The following is a 20,448-nucleotide window of genomic DNA, read 5'->3' on the forward strand; positions in this document are numbered from 1 at the left end:
TCCCGTCAGGGGTTGAACGCTTCGCGGCGCAACCGGGCAGGGCACGGGGTCTCGAGCTCCAGTTCCCCACCATCTGGCAGTGGCAGCCTGAGCTGATGGGCATGGAGGCAATATCCCCCGTCGCCAGGGCGGCTGCCTGGATGGGCGTCGCCACCAGGAAGGAAGAGGGGATCCCCCAGCAACGGGGCACCCACACTCGCCAGATGGATCCTGATCTGATGAGGACGGCCCGTCCCGATCGTCACGGCCACCAGGTTGGCATCACCACGCCGCTCCAGCAGGGTGAGGCGACTGATCGCCGGCAGCGACCGACCCCCGCCCGCTGACTCCTGCGCCGCCCAGATCTGGCCCAGGAGCGGATGGGGCCGACGGCCGATCGGCGTGGTGATCTCCAGGCACTCTCCTGGGGCCAGGGCTAGGGGAACAGGAGCCGTCAGGGCCCTGTAGGTCTTGAGGCAGCTCCGGCGAGGCCAGTCGTGCGGTCGACTCTGGTCCTGATCACTGCGGATCTCGCCCCCAACCGCGCTCAGGGTGTCTGCCGTGCTCTCGCGCAGCAGGGCGCTCAGCCAGGAACGCAGCCGGGGAGAACGGGCACAGACCAGCAGGCCGGAGGTGTGCCGGCCGAGCCGGTGAACCGGCCGCGGCACACCGCCATGGGCCAGGCCCCCGCTGCCGGCCTGAGCGAAGCGGCGCTCCAGGAGGTGAAGCACGGTGTGCTCCAGCCAGCCGCCGCCCGGCAGGACCGGCAGGCCGCTGGGCTTGTCGATCACGTACAGATCGCCATCGTCGAACACAACCGGCCAGCTTGCCGGTACAGCCTCCTCCAGCCAGGGGGGCCGATGCCAGGCCAGGCGATCACCCACGACCAGTGGTCGATCAGCCCGCAGCGCTTCGCCGTTGCACCTGATCTCGCCGGCCTCCAGCCGCCGCATCCACGCCTCCCGATCGGAATGCCGGTAGCGGGCCGCGTAGAACGCACTCAGCCAGTGCCCGCGCTCGGAGGGGCCGACCCGGTCGCGGTAGGTCCAGCCCTGGTTGAGCTGGGCCGGCAACCAACCCGTCGGGCCGGGGGCTCCAGGTGGCCGGTTAGTCAACCAGGCCGTTCTCGAGGGCGTAGCGCACCAGTTCAGTGCGGCTGGTGGTGCCGGTCTTGGTGAACAGGCGGCTCACGTACTTCTCGACATTGCGGATGGAGGTTTCGAGGCGGCGGGCGATTTCCTTGTTCATCAGACCCTCAGCCACCAGCTGGAGCACGCTCGCTTCGCGGGGGGTGAAGGAATGGCTGGCCGGAGTGACACTCTTGCGGGCACCCGTCTGCTGAAGAAGGGAGCGGATCTCGGTGATCTGCAGCGCCATCTGGCCGATGTCGGCATCGGCGTAGCGGGCCGCCTCAGCCAGCAGCCGCTCCTGGCGCCGCACGACGTTGCGAACCCGCGCCACCAGCTCATCGGGGTCGAAGGGCTTGGGGATGTAGTCGTCGACTCCGGCCTGGAAGCCCTCGATCCGATCGGCCGTCATCCCCTTGGCGGTGAGGAAGATCACCGGGGTGCCCCCCAGTCGCTCGTCGGCCCTCAGGCGCTTGAGCAGACCGTAGCCATCCAGGCGCGGCATCATCACATCGCTGATCACCAGGTCGGGGATCAGCTCCTGGGCGGCGGTCCAGCCCTCTTCCCCGTCGTTGGCGGTGCTGACGTCAAAGCCCTCGTCCTCGAGGTAAGCCTGCACGGCGGTGCGCAACCCCGGTTCATCGTCGACCAGCAGCAACCGGGCCGGTGCGGGCGGGGCCACCGCCTCTTCGCCGGGGCTCTCCCCGTCCGGCCTGGGGAGGGACTCGTTCTGGCTCATGACCCGGCTGGCAACAGGAGGGAATCTATCCAGGCCGGTCTGGCGGCCCTGACGGGGGACACCTCCCGTGAGGAAGAGATCGTCAGAGGTTGCTTGCCGGCACCACCTGCTCCCGCTCCATTCGGGTGCCGCTGTAGCCCAACTCACGGGCCAGGCTGCGCAGGCTGTTGGGGTCCTTGCCGGCCTGCTCGGGGAAGCAGGTGGCCCACCAGACCAGATGGTCGATGCGGTTGGCGGTCGTGACCACTCCACCGGGATTGAGTTCCCGCAGGATCAGGCTGCGGCCGTCGTTGGTGACCCTCAGCGGAGCCGTGGGAGAGCACTGGACCGTCTCGGAGCGCACCTTGACGTCGTTGGGCAGCTCCTCCCAGACCTTGATCCGCCAGACCTGCGGCTGGACGGGATCGGCGGTGATGCCGAAGACTCCGAGGGCCTGCTTGCCGTCGGCGATGTCCCGCTCCAGGAGGAGGGCCAGCCCTGCCGGGCGATTCTGATCGGGGCGCACGAAAACGCTCTGGGCAAGGGCTGCGGGCCTCCAGGCGAGGGAGATCAGGGCTCCCGCCAGGGCCAGCGGGGACCAGCGCCGACATCGTGGGGGGGAAGCCATGGGCAGGATCGACGGGCCGGGACTTGCCAGCATGGAACGGTTTCGTGGGGATGGGAAGCCGGGATGACCACCATCCCCTACCTGGATCACCAGGCCACCACGCCCTGTGATCCCTCCGTGGTGGCTGCCATGGCGCCCTTCTGGAGCGAGCTGTTCGCCAACCCCTCCAGCCGCCTGCACCGCCCGGGCCTGGAAGCAGCCGCTGCGGTGGAACTGTCCCGCTCCCGCCTGGCCGCCGAACTGGCTGTGGCCCCAGAGCAGGTGGTCTTCACCAGCGGGGCCACGGAGGCCAACAACCTGGCCATCAAGGGGGTGGCTGAATCCCGCCAGAGCCGGGGCCGGCATCTGCTCACCCTGGCCACGGAGCACCGGGCGGTGCTCGAACCCCTGCGCTATCTCGCTGGTCATGGCTTCGAACTCACCGTTCTGCCGGTGCAACCCGATGGCCTGGTCGACCTGAATCGATTCAGCGAGGCCCTCCGCGATGACACCGTGCTGGTGAGCGTGATGGCGGCCAACAATGAGATCGGCGTGCTTCAGCCCCTTGCCGGGATCGGGGCCCTCTGCCGGGACCGTGGGATCGCCTTCCACTGCGATGGCGCCCAGATTTTCGGAAACCGCCTGCTCCGCCCCGGCGAGCTGGGCATCGACCTGTTCAGCCTCAGCGGGCACAAGATCTATGGCCCCAAGGGCATCGGGGCCCTGGTGGTGGCCCCGGGGACCATCCCGGCACCTCAGCAGCATGGCGGTGGCCAGGAGGGGGGACTGCGGGGCGGCACCCTCGCAGTCCCGCTGATTGCAGGGCTGGCGCGGGCGGCGGAGCTCGCCGGCCACGACCGGCAGGAGCGGCAGCAGCGCCTGAGCAGGCTGCGGGATCGGTTGCTGGCTGGTCTGGTGAGCCTGGGGGGGGTGACGGTGAACGGCAGCCTGGAGCATCGCCTGGCCCACAACCTCAACGTGGCGCTGGAGGGGGTGGATGGCAACCAGCTGCACAGGTCGCTGAGGAGGCATCTGGCGGTGAGCGGAGGCTCGGCCTGCAGCAGCGGCAGCCCCTCCCACGTGCTGGCGGCCCTGGGGCTGAGCCCAGGGGAAGCGGCAGCCTCGATCCGATTCGGGCTCGGACGCTCCACCACGGTCGAGGAGATCAACCAGGCCGTGGAGGTGGTGGCGGCGGTACTTCAAGAACTTCGGGGCTGACCAAAGTCATGGCCGCGCGTGCCATGTTTGCTCGGTCTTCACCAGGTGTTGGTCAATCCTTGAGCGATGACACCTCCGACAGACAACCAGTCACGCCCAATGCCATGACGAACCGTGCGTCTGCTCTTGCCGAGGGGGCCCAGATCCCCCAGCCACCGGGAACAGAATCCCTGCGGCAGCGGCGGGAGCGCTTCCTTGCCCTCACGATCGATCGACTGCTGGGAGCCCTGGGCGTGGCCCTGATGCTCTCGGCGGCCGGCCGGATCGCCGGTATCGGAGGCAGTCGACCCACGGTGGTGCAAGCCGTGGTGGCAGGGCTGGGACTGCTGCTGCTCACGGCCGGCTGGCGCCGATGCGGCCGCCTGCTGGTGGGATGGACGGCCTCCCCCGGGGGGCAACGGCGCCTCGGACGCCTGCTGGGCTGGTTCCCCTTCGGAGCCATGGCCCTGTTCGCCATTTACCGGCTGGGGGTGACCGACGTGGATGGCTACAAGGTGCTGGTCTCGGAAGGGAGCGTGGTGGAGTGGCTCACCTTCCTGTTCTTTCTCGCCGCCGGGGCGCTCTTCCTGCTCACCGGGCGGGTGGAATGGGGGCCCTCCAGGGGCATGGGGCGCCGGGGCATCGGTGGCCTCTTCCTCGCCCTGGGCGTGGTCAGCCTGCTGATCGGCTTCGAGGAGATGAGCTGGGGGCAGATCATCTTCAACTGGGAGACCCCTGAGCTGTTCGTCACCACCAATGCCCAGAAGGAAACGAACCTGCACAACCTGGTGCTGATTCACAACCGGATCTGGACCATCACTGCGGCGGTTTGTGTGGGGATGACCCTGCTGGTGGGAGTCCGCTGGGCCCTGGAGTCCAAGGGGCGCCTGATTCGCCGCTCCCTGGCTGATGCGGTGCTGCCGCACGTCACGCTGCTGGGCTACTTCCTGTTTGCAGCCGTTCTCTACGTTCCGGTGGTGCTGCTGAAGCACGGTGTGTTCATACCGGTGCTGGTGACCCGCGACCAGGAGGTTGCCGAATGCCTCTTCTCTCTGGGTGTGCTGCTGCACGTCGGGCGCTGTTACCTCCACTGGGCCAACCCCGATCCAAGCCCCCTCAACCCGGCAGCAGCACCCGGCTGAGCAGCACGAACCCCGCCACCCCGCCAAGCGCCAGCAGAAACTGCGCCAGCCGGCTCACGAGCATTCCAGTCACCACGGCCAGTCCCACCAGCAGGGACCGGCGCAGCCGAAGCAGGCCAAGGGGCCCAAGCGAACTGGGGGCCGTGAGCAGCTCCCCCAGGGAGGCCCCCAGCAACGGTCCGACCAGAGCTCCGAGCAGCGGTCCACCGACCGGCAGCGCCGGCAACAGCCCCAGCAGGCCGAACAGCAAGCCAAGCCCCGCCCCCACATAGGCCCATCGTGTGGCCTGCAGCCTGGCCGCCCCGAGGGTCATGCCAAGCACATCCGCTCCCCAGCCCAGCAGCAGGATCAGGGCGGCCAGCAGGAACTCCGGCCAGGCGGCGGCCCAGCCCTCGGCCCAGACCCAGAGCGCAGCCCCCAGAGGCAGAAATGCGAGCCCAGGCAGCACAGGCAGGAGCGTGCCTGGGATCGCCATCAACTGGATGATCAAGGCAAGCCACCAGAGCAGGTCAGCGCGATCCATCAGCGGTCCCCGGGGGATGGGTCCGCCGAACGACGCCGGGCCAGCCTGAACTTCGCGGAACGGCTGCGGGGATTCCGCTCCGACTCCTGCTCATCGGCCACAACGGGCTTGCGGGTCAGACGCTCGAGACGGTCATCGCTCAGAAACGCCGCCTTGACCCTCCTGTCCTCGAGGGAATGGAAGCTGATCACGCCGAACAATCCGCCTGGCACGAGCCAGGCGGGGGCGTCGTGCAGCAGGCGCTCGAGCGCCACCAGTTCATCATTCACGGCGATGCGCAGAGCCTGGAACGTGCGGGTGGCGGCATGGATGCGGCCATGGCGGGCCTTGGGTGGGTAGCAGCCCGCCACCAGGTACGCCAGTTCAGCGGTGCCACGGCTCGAGCCATGCCACGGACGGGCTTCGACGATACGGCGCGCAATCCGGCGCGAGAGTCTTTCCTCCCCATAGGCGTAGATCAGATCGGCCAGCTCCTTCTCCTCCAGCCGGTCGATCAGCTCGGCGGCCGTCTCACCGCAGGTGGTGTCCATGCGCATGTCGAGGGGGCCATCCGAGCGAAAACTGAAACCACGCTCAGGCCGGTCCAGCTGGGGGCTGCTCACTCCCAGATCGGCCAGCACCCCCACCAGAGGCCCACTGGGGGTGTAACCGGCGAAGTTGCCGGGCACCAGGCTGACCCGCTCGGCAAAGGGCTCCAGGCGCCGGGCCGCAGCGGCGAGGGCCGCAGGATCCTGGTCGAGACCGATCAGGCGCAGGCCGGGATGGGCGGCCAGCAACAGGGCACTGTGCCCACCGCCTCCCACGGTGGCATCGAGCAGGGTCCCCTCGCTCGGCAGGGCGGCAAAGGCAGCCACCACGGCGGCGGCGAGAACCGGCTGGTGGTCGAACGTCTGCTGCATGGCTTCCTTCCTAAGATCCGCACGTTCGCCTTCGAGTCCACGGGCCCATGACGCAACTGGAAACGCGCACGGAGCCGATGGTGGTCAACTTCGGGCCGCACCACCCTTCCATGCATGGGGTGTTGCGCCTGGTGGTGACCCTCGATGGTGAAGACGTGGTGGATTGCGAGCCGGTGATCGGCTACCTGCACCGCGGCATGGAGAAGATCGCCGAGAACCGCACGAACGTGATGTTCGTGCCTTATGTGAGCCGCTGGGACTATGCGGCGGGGATGTTCAACGAGGCGATCACGGTGAACGCCCCCGAGAAGCTCGCCAGCATCCAGGTGCCGAAGCGCGCCAGCTACATCCGGGTGCTGATGCTGGAGCTCAACCGCATCGCCAACCACCTGCTCTGGCTTGGCCCCTTTCTGGCCGACGTGGGCGCCCAGACGCCGTTCTTCTACATCTTCCGGGAGCGGGAGATGATCTACGACCTCTGGGAAGCCGCCACCGGCCAGCGGCTGATCAACAACAACTATTTCCGCATCGGTGGCGTTGCTGCAGATCTGCCCTATGGCTGGCTGGAGAAATGCCTCGACTTCTGCGACTGGTTCGGCCCGAAGATTGATGAATACGAGAAGCTGATCACCAACAACCCGATTTTCAAGCGCCGCATCGAGGGCCTTGGGGTGATCAGTCGTGAGATGGCGATCAACTGGAGTCTGTCCGGCCCGATGTTGCGCGCTTCCGGCGTCCCCTGGGATCTCCGCAAAGTGGACAAATATGAGTGCTACGACGACTTCGAGTGGGACGTGGCCAGCGAGAAGGAGGGCGACTGCTATGCCCGCTACCGGGTGCGCATCGAAGAAATGCGCCAGTCGCTCAAGATCCTGCGACAGGCCTGCAAGGCCATCCCCGGCGGCCCCACCGAGAACCTCGAGGCCCACCGCCTGAACGAAGGCAAGAAGAGTGACTGGTATGGCTTTGACTATCAGTACGTCGCCAAGAAGGTGGCCCCCACCTTCAAGATTCCCGGCGGTGAGCTCTACGCCCGGGTGGAATCAGGCAAGGGTGAACTCGGTGTGTTCATCATGGGCAATGATGATGTCACCCCGTGGCGCTGGAAGATCCGCGCAGCTGATTTCAACAACCTTCAGATCCTCCCCCACATCCTCACCGGAGCCAAGGTGGCCGACATCATGGCGATTCTCGGTTCGATCGATGTGATCATGGGCTCGGTCGACCGCTGAGCTCCTTCCTCGCCCGGCTTCGCCACGCCGGTGTTCTGCTGCCGGCGAGCCTGACGGGATACCTGTGGCTGAAAGCGGGCAATTCAGGCCTGCCGGGATTCAGCTGTCCCCTGCGGGCTCTCACAGGCATACCCTGCCCCAGCTGCTTCCTCACCCGTGCCACCTGCGCCAGCCTGCGTGGTCACTGGTCAGAAGCCATCGCCCTGCATGCGTTCGGCCCCCTGGCAGCGGCCGCCCTGGTGCTGTGGTCAGTCGAGGCCATCCGCCAGCACCGGCTGGTTCCCCGCGGCCTGAAGGGCTGGCAGGTCGCCACGACCACGGCGGCCTTGCTGACGTACTGGGGCCTGCGTCTGCTCCTCCACTACGGACTCGGCATCACCGCCTTCCCCTCTGGATGACCCAACGGTGCCAGCATGGCGGCATGCCCTCCTCCAGCTGGCTGCAGCTGCACCGGACCGTGCGTTTCGGCGATACCGACGCCGCTGGTGTGATGCATTTTCACCAGCTTCTGCGCTGGTGCCATGAGGCTTATGAAGAGAGCCTTGAAACGTTCGGAATTCCAGCCGCGGCAATCTTTCCCACACCCCTCCGCACAGCCCCCACCCGTGACAGCATCGTCTCCAGCCCGGTGCGGACAGCCCTGCCGATCGTGCACTGCCAGGCCGATTTCAAGGCCCCTCTGGTGTGTGGCGACCAACTGACGATCACCCTCAGCCCCCAGCGGCTCGATGCCGGATGTTTCGAAGTGGGCTACAGCTTCAGGCGTCGGGAGGTGGCCAGCGGCCCTGCGGGCCTCGCCCTGACACGCCATGTGGCCATCGACCCCGTCAGCCGCTGCCGCTGCGATCTGCCCAAGGCGATCGGCAGCTGGTTGGAGGCATCGGCTGAAGTGATGCCCTGACGGCAGCAATCAAACAGGCGGGCTTGGCTTCCGAGGCGAGGTGTACTCGAAAGGTTGAAAGTGGCTGATCGCTCGCCCGGAATGGGGCAGGCGTGTGGGAGCGGAACGATCCTCCGAGGGGATCCAATCAGTGGGTCGGTGCCCGACGGGAGACGGCCCAGAGCAAGGCAGCCAGCTGCAGGGGAAGAAGGCTGGCCAGAAGGGTGAGGGGGTGAAAGCCATCTTCCACGGCCAGCCCAGCCAGGGAGAAGCTCACCATGGCCGCCAGGCCGATCAGCAGGGTCAGGCCGAGGCGACCGGAGAGTCCGGGAGCGCGCAGGTTCAGGGCTCCAACTCCAGCCCGGGGTGGGGTGAGGCCGCGGCCAGTCATCAGAACCACTCCTTCTTGGCGTCGATATACGTGGCCTTGAACTCCTCGGGGGTCTTGGTGAGGTAGATGATTCCCTCCACCAGGCCGATCACCCCCATCACGAATCCTCCCAGGCCACAGGTGACCAGGGTGATCACCAGCATGATCACGCCCGGGGTGGTGTAGCCGAGCACGAACTTGTGGATCCCGAACGCACCCAGGAAGATCGCCAACAGCCCCGCGGCCAGTTTCTTGTTGGAAAGTTCCGGGTCAGCAGACGAGGTCATCCAGTGGGCGCGACTGACCAGCTTTAGCCGACTTCTGCGGCAGCGTCATCGGCTCGGGGGCCTCCGTCACAGGACTGATGCAGCCACTGGCGCCAGCGCCTCCGCTCCCACTTGCCCAGGGCGTTGGGGGCCAGATCAGGGCAGGCCAGCCAGTGCTGAGGCCGCTGGGCGGGAGGAAGCCGCTGAGCCAGGCTGCGGCAACGGGCGATCAGCCCGTCGACAGATCCGATCGCAGGCCCATCGGCCCCATCGGCCTCGGCATGGCGCACCAGCGCCAGCAGGCGCTGGCCCCAGAGGGGATCAGGGCTGGCCAGCAGGAGCAGATGCGCCAGGGGCAGGTCCTCCGCCCTGGCCCAGCCCAGCAGGCGGGCCTCCACCTGCTCGGGGAACACCGTTTCGCCGCCGCTGCTGATCGCCCCATCCAGCCGCCCGAGGATCTCCAGGCCAGCGGGACCGAGGCGGGCCCCATCGCCACTGCGCCACCAGCTGCCTCGCCGCTCCAGGGGCTGGAGCCGGCCGGCCTGAAAGCTTCCCGGGCTCAGACGCGGTGTCCGCACCATCAACGCCCCGCCTGGATCGATCCGCAGCTCCACATCGGCAAGGGCCTGACCGGAGCCTGACGCCCCCTCAAGGAAGCGATCGGGAGACAAGGCCGTCACCATCGCGGCGGTTTCCGTGGCGCCGTAACAGGGCGCCAATGGGATCTCAGCGGCCCGGGCCCGCTCGGACAGCCTCGCGGAGAGGGCACCGCCACCGATCCACACCAGTGCGCAGCGCCGCAGCCAGGCGCAGCCTTCCGGCACAGCCAGCAGCCGCTCCAGCTGGGTCGGCACCAGGGAGAGCAGGGCCCGACTGGCGGCGGGGAGGGGAATCGCCGCCGCCAGTTCAGTGGGCTTACGCATCAGCTCCGGAGGCAACCAGCGCCAGGGTGTCCCCCAGAGCCGGCTTCTCACCAGGGGCAACAGGCCACTGACGTGATGCAGAGGGAGGGGATCGAGCTGCAGGGTGGCTGACGGATCAAGCCCGATCGATTGCAGCCAGAGACCGGTGGCAGCAGCCGAGGCCTCCAGATGGGCTAGGGGCTGCAGGCACCAGCGGCGGCCTCCGGCACTGCCGCCGCTGCCCACCACCACAGAGGGCACCCCCGTGCCTGATCCAGCCACAGCCGCGCTGAGCAGCCCCTGCTCCTGAGCCGAGCAGAGGCCCACGAGGCGACCCTCACGCCAGGCCTGCTCGAGCTGAGCCACCAGCCGATCAGCCGGGACGGCACTGGTGAGGAGCAACGGAGAGGGCATCGGCGACGCTCCCTGGCCTATCCCTGCCGGCTGCGGCGAGCGGTGATCCCCGCCTCCGCGGCCGTGACGCCGGCCAGCAGCAGCAGTCCGAGCAGACCGACCAACTGCTGCCGGGGGTCCGGCTGGGCGCCGAGATCGGCCCCATCCGTTTGGCCCAGCACCAGCCCGAGACCGAACCAGCCGGTGCTCAGGGCTGAGGTGATCCAGTAGGCCCGCCAGCGCCGTTGGTAGATGTAGCCGGTGCCGAGGCCGGGGACGAGGTTGAGGACCACGGCCACCCAGGGGGCCGAGGCCGCCAGGGTGTCCTGCTTGCTGAGACTCATCGTGGGGGCGGAGCGGTTGATACCGACTCTGGCGGCTCTGCCCAGCTCTCTGCGGCCGCGGCCCAGACCCGCTCAGGGTCGTGACTGGCCAGATCACCGCTGGGGCCCCAGCCCGGGGCCAGGCCCGGCGCCGCGGGAGTAGTTCCCAGAATCTGCAGGGCCGCCAGGTGATGCAGCCAGCGGCTGCCGATGCCAGTCTCGAAGCCGGTGCTGAGCATCAGCCGGGGCACCCCTCCCCGGAGTTGGGCCAGCAGGGGTCGGGGGTCGCCCTCCTGGGACGGCCGTCGCACCTGCCAGCCGCGCCAGCTCCGTCCCCGAACCGGATCCAGCACCAGCGACTCGTCAAGGGCCACAGGCACGGCCGGCGGACCAGCAGCCAGAGCGAGGAGACCGGCGTGATCGGCGGGATCCAGCGGTTGCTCCAGCCATTCCAGCCGGGGATCCCCGGCCAGCCGTACCGCCCAGGCTGCGGCTGTGTCTCGATCCCAGCCCCCATTGGCATCGAGCCGAAGCCGAGCTCCTGGCGGCAAGCGCTCCAGCAGCTGCTCCAGCAACTGGCGCTCCTGGAGGTCGTCGCTGGCCGCCACCTTCCATTTCAGCGTGAGGGGACCACCGCCGTCCTGGCCTTGCCGGCTGAGGGGGTGATCGCCCAGGGTCCGCTCCAGGGCCATCAGCGCCGCAGGCCCTGCCGGCAGCAACTGCGCAGAGACCGGCGGCGGCAACCACCCCCCGACGGCGCCCCCCACCAGCCCCTGAATCTCGCCGAGGGCGGCTCCGAGCGCGAAGGCCAGGGTCGCCGGCTGGGATGGCAGGCAAGCCTCCAGCTCGCTGTGCTCGATCGCGGGCCCCAAAGCGCTGATGGCCTCGGCCAGCCGAGTCAGCTCACGCCCGGAAGCCTCGGGTTCAGCCCCGAAAGGGAGCGGGGACGCCTCCCCCCAGCCCTGATCGGCCCATGCCCCGGAGGCTCCATCTCGGCGGCTCTGCAGCACGAGCCGCAGCAGCCAGCCCCGCTTGCGGCGCAGCCTGCCCCGGGCGGTGACCAGAGGAGCGGCGAGTGCCAGATCGAAGGGCTGCCAGTGCAGGCCGAACCTCACCGAAAAGGCACCCAGGGGGCAATCGCCAGCCCCAGGGCCAGCCCCAGGCCGTTGAGAGCCTGGAAGCGCAGGGCCAGGAACTTGCTGCCGACAATCCGCTCGGGTGTGTCGTGGTGTTCCCGCAGCAGCTGGATCAGGGCCCGGGCCGGCGGCAGGCCCACCAACCCCAGCAGGGCGGTGAGGGGCCAGCGTCCCAGCAGCACCGGAGCCCACTGCAGAGCCAGGGCCATGGCGATGAACCAGGGCACCAGGGCCGCCGCGGAGGCGGTGCCCAGCTTCACCACCGGGGATCGCTTGCCGTGGCTGGCATCCTGCTCCACCTGATGGAAGTGGGAGCAGAACAGGACCAGGGTGGTGGCCACCGCCGGTCCACTGCCGAGCAGCAGGGCCGTCTTCCAGGGAATGGGGCCGGCCAGGGCGCTGGCTGCGCTGGGCGCCAGCGCCAGCAGAGCGGCGGCGGTGGCCAGAGGCCCGAAGGCCAGCCAGCAGAGCGGTTCACCGAGGCCGCGGTAACCCAAGCGCAGGGGGGGACCCTGGTAGGCGTAGCCCAGGCCGCAGCACCCCACCACCAGCCCCAGCACCAGAGGGGTGCTCCTTGCCGCCACCAGGGCGAACAACCCCAGCCCCAGCACCAGGCAGCCATTGGCGAGCTGGGCCACCCGGTCGCGGCGGCCCGTGAGGTTCACCAGCGAATGGGGTTTTCCGAGCCGATCCACCCCTGTGTCGGCATCGAAGACGTCGTTGGACAGGTTCTCCCAGCCCAGCAGCAGCACGGCCGCCAGCAGGAAGGCCAGCAGCTGATCCAGGCGCGGAGGCTCCCCCTGGCCCGCCCACCAGCCGGCGGCCAGCAGCACCGGCATCACCGCCACCGAATACATCGGCCATTTGATCGCCGCCTTCCAGAGGCGGCGGCGGGCTGGGTCGCCGGCGGAGTCCCCGCCGGCGTAACGGCTTGCGACGACCTGGGGGTCGGACATGGGCTGCGGGGACGGCGGACCTGGAAGCACCCATACATTTGAGCAGCTTCCCTGGCCCCTGCCGCTGTCGTCCTGGTGCAGGTCGTTCCCTCCTTCACCGATCTGCTCGCCGCCGCTGCCCAGGGGGCGCGGCAGCTGGAGGAGGAGGGTGTGCTCAGCCTGGCCCTGCCGCTGCCCTGCCGCGATCCCCTGGCGCTGCTCCCCCACCTCGACGACGGGGAACGCTTCCGCTTTCTCTGGGATGGGGCACCCGGACTCTGCCTGGCGGCCAGCGGCACCACCCACCGCCTGGACCTGAGTGGGCCGAGGCGCTTCGAGCTGGCCCGGCGCTTCAGCGCCATGAGCCTCAGCCGACTGGGGCAACAGCCCCAGGCTGTCCCGGCCCTGGCCAGGCCACGGGTGCTGTTGGCCTTCTCCTTTTTCGACAGCCCCCTTCAGGAAGCCAGCGGCGCTGTCCCGGGAGTGCAGGCTGTGCTTCCCCGCTGGCAGCTGAGTCGCCAGGGGCGCCACTGCTGGCTGCGGCTGCAGCGCTGCCTGGGAGGAGACGTCACCCCCCGGGGGGTGGCCGAGGAGCTCTGGGAACGCGCCCAGATCCTCAGCCGTCTGCCGGCCTGCAGGCAGGAAGCACCCAGCGGAGCCAGTGGGGTGGGCATCACCAACCGCTCCTGCTGGGAAGCCGATTACCGCGAAGCGGTGCGCCAGGCCCTTGGCCTGGTGGAAGCCGGAGCCCTGCGCAAACTGGTGGTGGCCGTGCGCCAGCAGGTGGGGCTGGATCAGCCGCTCGACCCCCTGGAGCTGCTGGCCCGCCTGCGACGGCACCAGCCGGGCAGCTGTCGCTTCCTCTGGCAACAGCGCCCCGACGACGCCCTGATCGGTGCCTCCCCCGAGCGTCTGCTGGCGGTGCGCCAGGGACAGCTGCGCTGCGATGCCCTGGCCGGCACGGCCCCCCTCGGGCAACCGGCCGAGCGCCTCACCCAGTCGACCAAGGATCGCCATGAGCACGAACTGGTGGTGGAGGCGATCACCCAGGTGCTGGCGGAAGCGGGGCTGAGTCCCCGGCGCCCCCGCCATCCCCGTCTGGCCCGCCACGGGAGGCTGGTGCATCTGCACACTCCGATCACCGCCGCCCTGGCAGAGCATCAGCCCCTGGCCCTGGCGGAGGCCCTGCACCCCACCCCGGCCGTGGCCGGGCTGCCACGGCGGGAGGCGATGGCCTGGTTGCGCAGCCTCGAACCCTTCGAGCGGGGTCACTACGCCGCCCCGATCGGCTGGATCGACAGCGCTGGCGACGCCGAGTTGCGGGTGGCGATTCGCAGCGGCCGCCTGCACGGCCATCAGCTGGAGCTCACCGCCGGGGCCGGACTGGTGCGGGGTTCCGAGCCGGAGCGGGAGCTCCAGGAAGTGGCCCTGAAACTGGGGGTGCTGCAGCAGCAGCTCAACCTCAGCACCTTCCGGTCATCCCGCAACAGCCAGGCCGCCGGCCAACCAGCGGCGATCGAACCCACCCTGCACTGATCGGCGATGGCGCCCCCCGTCGCCATGGCGCTGATCCTGGGCAGCCTGGTGGCCCTGGCCGTGTTGCTGCGCCGCTGGCTGGGGCGCGGACGGCTCTATCGCATCATTTTCGAGGCCGACACTCCCGCCGGCAAAGGGTTCGACGTGGTGCTGCTGCTGGCGATCGTCGCCAGTGTTCTATCCGTGGTGCTGGAGAGCGATCCGCGGCTGAGGGTGCGCTACATGGTCCCCTTCGGGATCCTGGAATGGGGCTTCACCCTGTTGTTCGGCCTGGAATACGTGTTGCGGCTGCTCTGCGTGGGGCAGCCGCTTCGCTATGCCACCAGTTTCTATGGCGTGGTGGATCTGGTGGCGATCCTTCCCACCTTCCTGGGACTGATCCTGCCGGGCTCCCAATCGTTTCTGGTGGTGCGGATCCTGCGGCTGCTGCGGGTCTTCAGGATTCTCAAGCTGGGGGAATACCTCAAGGAATCGGAACTGCTCTGGCAGGCTCTGGTGGCCAGCCGGCGAAAGATCCTGGTATTCCTGCTAACGATCATCACCCTGGTGATTGTGATCGGGGCCCTGATGTTTCTGATCGAGGGTGAAGCGGGTGGCTTCGTGAGCATTCCCGTGGGGATCTACTGGGCCGTGGTCACGATCACCACGGTGGGCTATGGGGATGTGGCACCAGTGACTCCTCTGGGACGGTTCGTGGCCTCCGCCGTGATGCTGCTGGGCTACAGCATCATCGCTGTGCCCACCGGCATCCTCAGTGTCGGCCTACGGGACGCCCATCGTCAGCGGCGTCAGTCGGGCCGTGTCTGCCGTCGCTGCGGTTGCACGGACCACGACAGCGATGCGCGCTTCTGCAAAGCCTGCGGGGCGGGACTCTGATCCTGCTCGACGCCGACCCTTGCAGCCTCAGCTGGCCAGCAGTGCCTCGATGGTCAGATCCGCCAGGGGGACGCCGCCCAGCCGCTCGATCTCGCGCACGCCCGTGGGGCTGGTGACATTGATCTCGCTGAGGCGATCGCCGATCACGTCGATGCCCACGAAGAACAGCCCGGCGGCCCGCAGGGCCGGGGCAAGCTCGGCGCAGATGCGGCGCTCGGGATCGGTGAGGGCGGTGGCCTCCGGCTCCCCCCCCACCGCCAGATTGCTGCGGAACTCTCCGGGCGAGGGGCGGCGGTTCACGGCGCCGAGCGGTTCGCCGTTCACCAGCAGGATGCGCTTGTCGCCCGCCACCACCTGGGGCAGAAAGGCCTGGGCCATCACCGGCAACTGTCCCTGGTTCGTGACCAGCTCCAGCAGGGCCCGCAATCCCGGCGCTCGCGCTTCGGTGCGCACCACCCCCTGCCCCGCTCGCCCACCCAGAGGCTTGAGCACCACCTCGCCGTACTCGGCGGTGAAGGCCGAGAGCTGCTCGATGTTGCCGCTCACGAGGGTGGGCGCCATCAGATGGCTGAAGCGCAAGGCCCCCAGCTTCTCGTTCCAGGCCCGCAGGGAGGCCGGCCGGTTGAGCACACGCACCCCCCGGGGCTCCGCCAGCTCCAGCAGATGGGTGGCATAGAGGTAGGCCTCATCCACGGGCGGATCCTTGCGCATCCACACCCAGGGGAAAACCTCGAGGGGCACCCGCTGGGGTTCGCCCAGTTCCACCCAGGGCTCGGGGATCTCCCAACCTGCCGCGGTGGGGCGGATCTCCGCCAGACGGGCGGGCTGGGTCAGAACCGTGGGGCGCTGGCCCGGTTCGGTGGCGTCGGCTCTCTCGCCTTCCACCGCCAGGTCGGCCAGGGAACAGATCCAGACCTGATGGCCGGCCCGCTGGGCCGCCTGCATCAGAGCCACGCTCGAATCCTTCCCGGGGCGCAGACGCTGGATCGGGTCAAGAATGAAGAGGTGGGAGCGGCTGGTGGCGTCCGCGCTGGTCGGCACCCTCAGGCCCCTTGCAGCAGCGGATCGAGCCGACCGGACCGCTCGAGCGCATGGAGCTCATCGCAGCCGCCGATCCCCAGATCGTCGATGAAGATCTGGGGCAGGCTGGAGCGGCCTTCGGCCCGCTGGGCCATGGCAGCGCGTGCCGCCTGATCGCCATCGATCACATATTCCTCGTAGGCCACGCCCTTGCGATCCAGCAGAGCCTTGGCCCTAATGCAGAAGGGGCAGAACCGCCACGTGTAGATCTCGACCTTCGCCGCAGTGTTCACCAAAATCGCCCAGGTGCATGGCAATGGCCGGATCCTAGAAGCCTCTGCGGGGGCCCAGCCCCGCTGATACGGTCGTGAAAACCGTTGAGCTGCAGCCGGTGCTCGATCTCACCGATTTCAAACGCGACCTCTCCGAGCTCACCGACCGCCTGGGCCATGCCCAGGACTGTCTTTGACGTACCGGCCCTGAACGCCCGCCAGCAGGACCTCGAGCAGCTGGCCTCCCAGCCCGGCTTCTGGGACGACCAGCAGCAGGCCCAGAAACTGATGCGCCAGCTCGATGAGGTGAAGGCACAGCTGGAGCAGCTGCAGCGGTGGCAAACAGCCGTCGACGATGCCCGCGCCACCCTGGAGCTCTACGACCTGGAGCCTGACGAGGAGCTGCTGGGCGAAGCCAATGGCGGCCTACAGACCCTGAAGGGGGATCTCGACCGCTGGGAGCTGGAGCGGCTGCTGAGCGGCCCCTACGACAAGGAGGGTGCGGTGATCTCCATCAACGCCGGCGCCGGGGGCACCGACGCCCAGGACTGGGCCCTGATGCTGATGCGCATGTACACCCGCTGGGCCGAGGACCACGGCATGGCGGTGACCGTGGACGAACTCTCGGAAGGGGAGGAAGCAGGCATCAAGAGCTGCACGATCGAGATCGACGGCCGCTACGCCTACGGCTATCTGCGTAACGAGAAAGGCACCCACCGGCTGGTGCGGATCTCGCCGTTCAATGCCAACGACAAGCGCCAGACCAGCTTCGCTGGGGTGGAGGTGATGCCCAAGCTGGAGGAGGAGGTGAAGCTCGACATCCCCGACAAGGACCTGGAGATCACCACCTCCCGCTCGGGCGGCGCGGGGGGGCAGAACGTGAACAAGGTGGAAACGGCGGTGCGCATCCTGCACGTGCCCACCGGCCTGGCCGTGCGTTGCACCCAGGAGCGGTCCCAGCTCCAGAACAAGGAGAAGGCGATGGCTCTGCTGATGGCCAAGCTGCTGGTGATCGCCCAGCAGCAGCGGGCCGCGGAAGTCGCGGACATCCGCGGCGACATCGTGGAGGCGGCCTGGGGGAACCAGATCCGCAACTACGTGTTCCACCCCTATCAGATGGTGAAAGACCTGCGCACAGCGGAGGAGACCACCGATGTGCAGGGGGTGATGGACGGCGACCTCGATCCCTTCATTCAGGCCCTGCTGCGCCAGGGTGTGGAGATCGCCGCCGATGTGGCCGCCTGAGCCCTGCCGATCCCCTGATGACTGACAGCAGCCTCCCTGAAAGCAACCAACCCGAGGCGGTCCTGCCGGAAGCCGCCGACATGGAGCCAGCGCCGGCGACCAGCCCACCGCCCAGCTTCGTGAAGCTGGCCATGCGCAACATGGTGCGCAAGGGCCGCCAGAGCCTGCTCCACTTCGGCCTGACCGCGGTGGGTTTCAGCGCCGTTCTGCTGCTGCTGGCCTGGTTCGGCCGTCCCAGCCTGCCCCAGTGACGGAGGTCCGCCCTGGCCTCGACCTGGCTTTCAGCTGCGACCCTGGGCTGAGCGCCCGGCTGCTGCAGGCGGCAGGCCCCCTGGCCGACCCCGTCGCGGCGGAGCAGCATTGGCACGATCAGCTCGGCGCCTGGCTGGAGCAGATGCAGGCCGAGTTGCCGGCGGCCCTGCAGGCGCCCAGCTACAGCCTGGGGCTGAGCCTGGTGGGTGACGGGGAGATGGCCGAACTCAACGCTGGCTGGCGGGGCCAGCCAGGCCCCACCGATGTGCTGGCCTTCGCCGCCCAGGATGAAGCCCTGGAGGGGGCAGCGGCGATGCCGATGCCCACGGTCCCGGAGACCGGACAGCCGCAGCCCCTGGAGCTGGGCGACATCGTGATTTCTCTGGAAACGGCCGCCCGGCAGGCCGAGGCGGCGAGCCAGGGCCTGACCCGGGAGCTCTGCTGGCTGGCGTGCCACGGCCTGCTCCACCTGCTGGGCTGGGATCACCCCGACGACCCAAGCCTGGAGACCATGCTGCGCCGTCAGGACCAGCTGCTGGGCCACAGCTCCGGTCGCGACGGCGGCGACCCCCCTGGACGACAGCGGTAACGTTCAGCCGAGAAGCACGCAGCAGCGGAACCCAAGGAGGCGGCAGCATGGCCAATCCGGTCCCCCTCGAGCCGGTTCCCCTTGTGCTGGCGGATCCCATGAGCAGCGACTCTCCCCGCAGGGGGCGGACCCAACGGACCGGGGCATGGCGAGTGGCCAGTGACCTGCCCCTGAGCTTTCGCTATGCGGCCCAGGGGCTGGCCTACGGCTTCGCCAGCCAGCGGAACTTCCGCATCCATGCGATCACCGGAGCCTGCGTCTTTGCCCTGGGGGTGTGGCTGCAGCTGAGCACAGAGCAGCTGGCCCTGCTGGTGCTCACCGTGGCCGCCGTGCTGGTGCTGGAACTGATCAACACGGCGATCGAGTCGGTGGTGGACCTGGCGATCGGCCGCCGTTTCCACCCGCTGGCGCGCATCGCCAAGGACTGCGCGGCAGCGGCCGTGCTGGTGGCCGCCCTGGCCTCGCTGCTGATCGCCCTGCTGCTGTTGCTGCCCCCCCTGCTGCTGCGCCTGGGCGTTTGAATGGAGGCCTGGCGGCTGGCCTGATGCTCCTGGTTCTCGACAACTACGACAGCTTCACCTTCAACCTGGTTCAGTACCTCGGCGAGCTGGCGGCAGACCACCCGATCGCCGCTGACCTGCGGGTGGTTCGCAACGACGCCCTGAGCGTGGACCAGATCAGAGCCCTGCAACCGGCCGCGATCCTGATCTCGCCAGGCCCCGGTGACCCCGACCAGGCGGGCGTGTGCCTGGAGGTGCTGCGGGAGCTGGGGCCGACCGTGCCGACCCTGGGGGTCTGCCTGGGCCACCAGTGCCTGGCCCAGGTGTTCGGCGGTCGGGTGGTGCGGGCGGCGGAGCTGATGCACGGCAAGACCTCACCGGTGCTGCATGCAGGCCAGGGGGTCTTCGCGGGCCTGCCCAGCCCGCTCACGGCCACCCGCTATCACAGCCTGATCGCGGAGCGCGCCAGCCTGCCCGATGTGCTCGAGATCAGCGCCTGGCTGGAGGACGGCACAATCATGGGCCTGCGCCACCGCCAGTTCCCCCTGGAGGGAGTCCAGTTCCACCCGGAGAGCGTGCTCACCCAGGACGGGCACCGACTGCTGGCCAACTTCCTTGTGCAGGCAGCCCAGCACCCACCGGCCAACGCCAGACCGCTCACCGGAACCCCTTCCTGAAAGCAGCCGGAGCATCGCTGCTAGGTTCGCGCCACGATCGGCGCCTGCGGGGCGCACCAGCAGGCATGGCCTCCGCATCAGGGCAACGGCACCAGGGAGCCTCACCCAACGGGAACAGGTCCCTGAGCCATCTGGCTTCGGCGCTGGGGGCGGCGGCTCTGGTGTCCGGCGTGAGCCTCGGAGTTCCTGGCGCCGGCCAGGCGGCCGGGGGCGTCACAGTCACCAGCTTTGGCCACAGCGCCCTGCTGATCAGGGGTGGTGGCGCCACTGTGCTGGTCAACCCCTTCAAGGCCGTGGGTTGCGCTGCCGGCCTGGCTGAGCCGCGGGTGCGCGCCGATGTGATCCTGGCCAGCAGCCGGCTGCTGGATGAGGGCGCCCCCGTGGCCTCCGGCCGGATGCTGGTCAGCCCCGGCTCCTACCGGGTGGCGGGCCTGAAGCTGGAGGGGGCAGCCATCCCCCACGACCGCATCGGCGGACGGCGCTTCGGTCAGGCCACCCTCTGGCGCTGGAAGCAGGGGGGGCTAGAGATCGCCCACCTGGGCGGCACGGCTTCGGCTTTGCGCCCTGAAGACCGGGTGCTGATCGGCAAGCCCGATGTGCTGATCATCGGTGTGGGCGGTGGCGCCAAGGTCTACGACGGCGCCGAGGCGGCAGCTGTGGTGCGGGAGCTCGAACCCCGGCGGGTGATTCCGGTGCAATACGTGAGTGGAAGCGCTCCCAGCGGCTGTGACCAGGGCAACATCGAGCCCTTCCTTGAAGCAATGAGCGGCACGCCGGTGCAACGGGTGGGACGCACGGTCAGCTTCGGTTCCCCACTGAACGATGGCCCCCTGATCAAGGTGATGCGCTGAG

General features: G+C 68.8%; 26 protein-coding genes and 1 pseudogene. 14 read left to right on the forward strand and 13 right to left on the reverse strand.

Going from position 1 to position 20,448, the window contains the following annotated elements; translation table 11 throughout:
• Positions 1-5 precede the first annotated feature (5 nt).
• From KQ297_RS03230 to KQ297_RS03240, 3 genes are all read right to left on the reverse strand, one after another.
• Positions 6-1,094 (reverse strand): RluA family pseudouridine synthase, encoded by a 1,089-nt coding sequence (locus KQ297_RS03230; RefSeq protein ID WP_259738144.1) that lies wholly within the window; start codon positions 1,092-1,094, stop codon positions 6-8.
• Complete coding sequence (locus KQ297_RS03235) at positions 1,087-1,845, reverse strand: response regulator transcription factor (RefSeq protein ID WP_259738145.1); 759 nt, start codon at positions 1,843-1,845, stop codon at positions 1,087-1,089. Before KQ297_RS03235 ends, KQ297_RS03230 begins: the two co-directional genes overlap by 8 nt.
• Before the next feature lie 82 nt (positions 1,846-1,927).
• Positions 1,928-2,452, reverse strand: coding sequence for a hypothetical protein (locus KQ297_RS03240; RefSeq protein WP_259738146.1), 525 nt, complete (start codon positions 2,450-2,452; stop codon positions 1,928-1,930).
• 63 nt (positions 2,453-2,515) lie between these two features.
• On the opposite strand from KQ297_RS03240, the gene KQ297_RS03245 reads away from it, so the two are divergent.
• Both KQ297_RS03245 and KQ297_RS03250 read left to right on the forward strand, forming a co-directional pair.
• The gene (locus tag KQ297_RS03245) at positions 2,516-3,649 is read left to right on the forward strand and encodes a cysteine desulfurase family protein (protein WP_259738147.1); all 1,134 of its coding nucleotides are present in this window, start codon (positions 2,516-2,518) and stop codon (positions 3,647-3,649) included.
• Between the two features lie 104 nt (positions 3,650-3,753).
• Positions 3,754-4,770: a hypothetical protein gene (locus tag KQ297_RS03250; protein WP_259738148.1), complete on the forward strand. Its 1,017-nt coding sequence runs from the start codon at positions 3,754-3,756 to the stop codon at positions 4,768-4,770.
• On the opposite strand, the gene KQ297_RS03255 is transcribed toward KQ297_RS03250, so the two are convergent.
• Positions 4,745-5,293, reverse strand: coding sequence for a DUF456 family protein (locus KQ297_RS03255; protein WP_259738149.1), 549 nt, complete (start codon positions 5,291-5,293; stop codon positions 4,745-4,747). The genes KQ297_RS03250 and KQ297_RS03255 overlap by 26 nt on opposite strands.
• Positions 5,293-6,192 (reverse strand): 16S rRNA (cytosine(1402)-N(4))-methyltransferase RsmH, encoded by a 900-nt coding sequence (gene rsmH / locus KQ297_RS03260; protein WP_259738150.1) that lies wholly within the window; start codon positions 6,190-6,192, stop codon positions 5,293-5,295. The genes KQ297_RS03255 and rsmH overlap by 1 nt, the downstream gene beginning before the upstream one ends.
• Positions 6,193-6,239: 47 nt before the next feature.
• Here rsmH and KQ297_RS03265 point away from each other — a divergent pair, with 47 nt between their 5' ends.
• From KQ297_RS03265 to KQ297_RS03275, 4 genes and pseudogenes are all read left to right on the forward strand, one after another.
• Positions 6,240-7,424 (forward strand): NAD(P)H-quinone oxidoreductase subunit H, encoded by a 1,185-nt coding sequence (locus tag KQ297_RS03265; protein WP_259738151.1) that lies wholly within the window; start codon positions 6,240-6,242, stop codon positions 7,422-7,424.
• 110 nt (positions 7,425-7,534) lie between these two features.
• Positions 7,535-7,660, forward strand: a pseudogene (locus tag KQ297_RS12735) (DUF2752 domain-containing protein); the annotation flags it as partial.
• Between the two features lie 3 nt (positions 7,661-7,663).
• The gene (locus KQ297_RS12740; RefSeq protein WP_311133976.1) at positions 7,664-7,822 is read left to right on the forward strand and encodes a hypothetical protein; all 159 of its coding nucleotides are present in this window, start codon (positions 7,664-7,666) and stop codon (positions 7,820-7,822) included.
• Between the two features lie 23 nt (positions 7,823-7,845).
• Positions 7,846-8,325 carry a thioesterase family protein gene (locus KQ297_RS03275; protein ID WP_259738152.1) on the forward strand — a complete coding sequence of 160 codons (480 nt, stop codon included), beginning with the start codon at positions 7,846-7,848 and terminating at the stop codon, positions 8,323-8,325.
• Between the two features lie 127 nt (positions 8,326-8,452).
• On the opposite strand, the gene KQ297_RS03280 is transcribed toward KQ297_RS03275, so the two are convergent.
• From KQ297_RS03280 to menA, 6 genes are read right to left on the reverse strand one after another with little or no spacing between them, the layout of a single operon-like run.
• Entirely contained in the window at positions 8,453-8,695 is a 243-nt protein-coding gene (locus tag KQ297_RS03280; protein ID WP_259738153.1) for a hypothetical protein, read from the reverse strand.
• Entirely contained in the window at positions 8,695-8,961 is a 267-nt protein-coding gene (locus tag KQ297_RS03285) for a TM2 domain-containing protein (protein ID WP_185464221.1), read from the reverse strand. The genes KQ297_RS03280 and KQ297_RS03285 overlap by 1 nt, the downstream gene beginning before the upstream one ends.
• 23 nt (positions 8,962-8,984) lie before the next feature.
• Positions 8,985-10,256, reverse strand: a complete 1,272-nt coding sequence (locus KQ297_RS03290; protein WP_259738154.1) for an AMP-binding protein — start codon at positions 10,254-10,256, stop codon at positions 8,985-8,987.
• A 17-nt stretch (positions 10,257-10,273) separates the two neighbouring features.
• Positions 10,274-10,579, reverse strand: coding sequence for a hypothetical protein (locus KQ297_RS03295; protein WP_185464223.1), 306 nt, complete (start codon positions 10,577-10,579; stop codon positions 10,274-10,276).
• The gene (locus KQ297_RS03300) at positions 10,576-11,673 is read right to left on the reverse strand and encodes an o-succinylbenzoate synthase (RefSeq protein WP_259738155.1); all 1,098 of its coding nucleotides are present in this window, start codon (positions 11,671-11,673) and stop codon (positions 10,576-10,578) included. Before KQ297_RS03300 ends, KQ297_RS03295 begins: the two co-directional genes overlap by 4 nt.
• Positions 11,670-12,650, reverse strand: coding sequence for a 2-carboxy-1,4-naphthoquinone phytyltransferase (gene menA / locus KQ297_RS03305; protein ID WP_259738156.1), 981 nt, complete (start codon positions 12,648-12,650; stop codon positions 11,670-11,672). The genes KQ297_RS03300 and menA overlap by 4 nt, the downstream gene beginning before the upstream one ends.
• Positions 12,651-12,725: 75 nt before the next feature.
• Here menA and KQ297_RS03310 point away from each other — a divergent pair, with 75 nt between their 5' ends.
• A complete protein-coding gene (locus tag KQ297_RS03310) occupies positions 12,726-14,165 on the forward strand; it encodes an isochorismate synthase MenF (RefSeq protein ID WP_259738157.1) in 1,440 nt (479 codons plus the stop codon).
• A 6-nt stretch (positions 14,166-14,171) separates the two neighbouring features.
• Positions 14,172-15,041: an ion transporter gene (locus tag KQ297_RS03315; RefSeq protein ID WP_259738158.1), complete on the forward strand. Its 870-nt coding sequence runs from the start codon at positions 14,172-14,174 to the stop codon at positions 15,039-15,041.
• Between the two features lie 27 nt (positions 15,042-15,068).
• On the opposite strand, the gene gshB is transcribed toward KQ297_RS03315, so the two are convergent.
• Positions 15,069-16,082, reverse strand: coding sequence for a glutathione synthase (gene gshB, locus KQ297_RS03320; RefSeq protein WP_259738159.1), 1,014 nt, complete (start codon positions 16,080-16,082; stop codon positions 15,069-15,071).
• A gap of 2 nt (positions 16,083-16,084) precedes the next feature.
• On the reverse strand, positions 16,085-16,354 hold the full coding sequence (gene grxC / locus KQ297_RS03325; protein ID WP_259738160.1) for a glutaredoxin 3: 270 nt from the start codon (positions 16,352-16,354) through the stop codon (positions 16,085-16,087).
• A gap of 98 nt (positions 16,355-16,452) precedes the next feature.
• Here grxC and prfB point away from each other — a divergent pair.
• From prfB to KQ297_RS03355, 6 genes are all read left to right on the forward strand, one after another.
• Positions 16,453-17,578 (forward strand): peptide chain release factor 2 gene (gene prfB / locus KQ297_RS03330; RefSeq protein WP_259738209.1). Its coding sequence is split into 2 segments (ribosomal slippage): positions 16,453-16,527 and positions 16,529-17,578, totalling 1,125 coding nucleotides; the frame shifts between segments, so codons are not numbered across the junction.
• Positions 17,579-17,595: 17 nt separating this feature from the next.
• Positions 17,596-17,829 carry a DUF3285 domain-containing protein gene (locus KQ297_RS03335; RefSeq protein ID WP_185464229.1) on the forward strand — a complete coding sequence of 78 codons (234 nt, stop codon included), beginning with the start codon at positions 17,596-17,598 and terminating at the stop codon, positions 17,827-17,829.
• A complete protein-coding gene (gene ybeY / locus KQ297_RS03340; protein WP_259738161.1) occupies positions 17,826-18,419 on the forward strand; it encodes an rRNA maturation RNase YbeY in 594 nt (197 codons plus the stop codon). Before KQ297_RS03335 ends, ybeY begins: the two co-directional genes overlap by 4 nt.
• A 98-nt stretch (positions 18,420-18,517) precedes the next feature.
• Positions 18,518-18,940 (forward strand): diacylglycerol kinase family protein, encoded by a 423-nt coding sequence (locus KQ297_RS03345; protein ID WP_255441265.1) that lies wholly within the window; start codon positions 18,518-18,520, stop codon positions 18,938-18,940.
• Positions 18,941-18,963: 23 nt separating this feature from the next.
• Positions 18,964-19,596 (forward strand): aminodeoxychorismate/anthranilate synthase component II, encoded by a 633-nt coding sequence (locus KQ297_RS03350; RefSeq protein ID WP_259738162.1) that lies wholly within the window; start codon positions 18,964-18,966, stop codon positions 19,594-19,596.
• A 65-nt stretch (positions 19,597-19,661) separates the two neighbouring features.
• Complete coding sequence (locus KQ297_RS03355; RefSeq protein ID WP_259738163.1) at positions 19,662-20,447, forward strand: MBL fold metallo-hydrolase; 786 nt, start codon at positions 19,662-19,664, stop codon at positions 20,445-20,447.
• Position 20,448 lies beyond the last annotated feature (1 nt).

Source organism: Synechococcus sp. CS-205, from assembly GCF_025128255.1.
GTDB lineage: Bacteria > Cyanobacteriota > Cyanobacteriia > PCC-6307 > Cyanobiaceae > Regnicoccus_A.

What these genes read in the sequence shown, in the direction of transcription:
- KQ297_RS03265 (WP_259738151.1), top strand. Translation starts at nt 6,240, where the DNA reads ATGACGCAACTGGAAACGCGCACGGAGCCGATGGTGGTCAACTTCGGG.
- rsmH (WP_259738150.1), bottom strand. Translation starts at nt 6,192, where the DNA reads ATGCAGCAGACGTTCGACCACCAGCCGGTTCTCGCCGCCGCCGTGGTG.
- KQ297_RS03355 (WP_259738163.1), top strand. Translation starts at nt 19,662, where the DNA reads ATGGCCTCCGCATCAGGGCAACGGCACCAGGGAGCCTCACCCAACGGG.
- KQ297_RS03250 (WP_259738148.1), top strand. Translation starts at nt 3,754, where the DNA reads ATGACGAACCGTGCGTCTGCTCTTGCCGAGGGGGCCCAGATCCCCCAG.
- KQ297_RS03335 (WP_185464229.1), top strand. Translation starts at nt 17,596, where the DNA reads ATGACTGACAGCAGCCTCCCTGAAAGCAACCAACCCGAGGCGGTCCTG.
- KQ297_RS03345 (WP_255441265.1), top strand. Translation starts at nt 18,518, where the DNA reads ATGAGCAGCGACTCTCCCCGCAGGGGGCGGACCCAACGGACCGGGGCA.
- KQ297_RS03290 (WP_259738154.1), bottom strand. Translation starts at nt 10,256, where the DNA reads ATGCCCTCTCCGTTGCTCCTCACCAGTGCCGTCCCGGCTGATCGGCTG.
- KQ297_RS03275 (WP_259738152.1), top strand. Translation starts at nt 7,846, where the DNA reads ATGCCCTCCTCCAGCTGGCTGCAGCTGCACCGGACCGTGCGTTTCGGC.
- KQ297_RS03295 (WP_185464223.1), bottom strand. Translation starts at nt 10,579, where the DNA reads ATGAGTCTCAGCAAGCAGGACACCCTGGCGGCCTCGGCCCCCTGGGTG.
- menA (WP_259738156.1), bottom strand. Translation starts at nt 12,650, where the DNA reads ATGTCCGACCCCCAGGTCGTCGCAAGCCGTTACGCCGGCGGGGACTCC.
- KQ297_RS03280 (WP_259738153.1), bottom strand. Translation starts at nt 8,695, where the DNA reads ATGACTGGCCGCGGCCTCACCCCACCCCGGGCTGGAGTTGGAGCCCTG.
- KQ297_RS03315 (WP_259738158.1), top strand. Translation starts at nt 14,172, where the DNA reads ATGGCGCCCCCCGTCGCCATGGCGCTGATCCTGGGCAGCCTGGTGGCC.
- KQ297_RS03350 (WP_259738162.1), top strand. Translation starts at nt 18,964, where the DNA reads ATGCTCCTGGTTCTCGACAACTACGACAGCTTCACCTTCAACCTGGTT.
- KQ297_RS03285 (WP_185464221.1), bottom strand. Translation starts at nt 8,961, where the DNA reads ATGACCTCGTCTGCTGACCCGGAACTTTCCAACAAGAAACTGGCCGCG.
- KQ297_RS03240 (WP_259738146.1), bottom strand. Translation starts at nt 2,452, where the DNA reads ATGGCTTCCCCCCCACGATGTCGGCGCTGGTCCCCGCTGGCCCTGGCG.
- KQ297_RS03255 (WP_259738149.1), bottom strand. Translation starts at nt 5,293, where the DNA reads ATGGATCGCGCTGACCTGCTCTGGTGGCTTGCCTTGATCATCCAGTTG.
- KQ297_RS03235 (WP_259738145.1), bottom strand. Translation starts at nt 1,845, where the DNA reads ATGAGCCAGAACGAGTCCCTCCCCAGGCCGGACGGGGAGAGCCCCGGC.
- KQ297_RS03245 (WP_259738147.1), top strand. Translation starts at nt 2,516, where the DNA reads ATGACCACCATCCCCTACCTGGATCACCAGGCCACCACGCCCTGTGAT.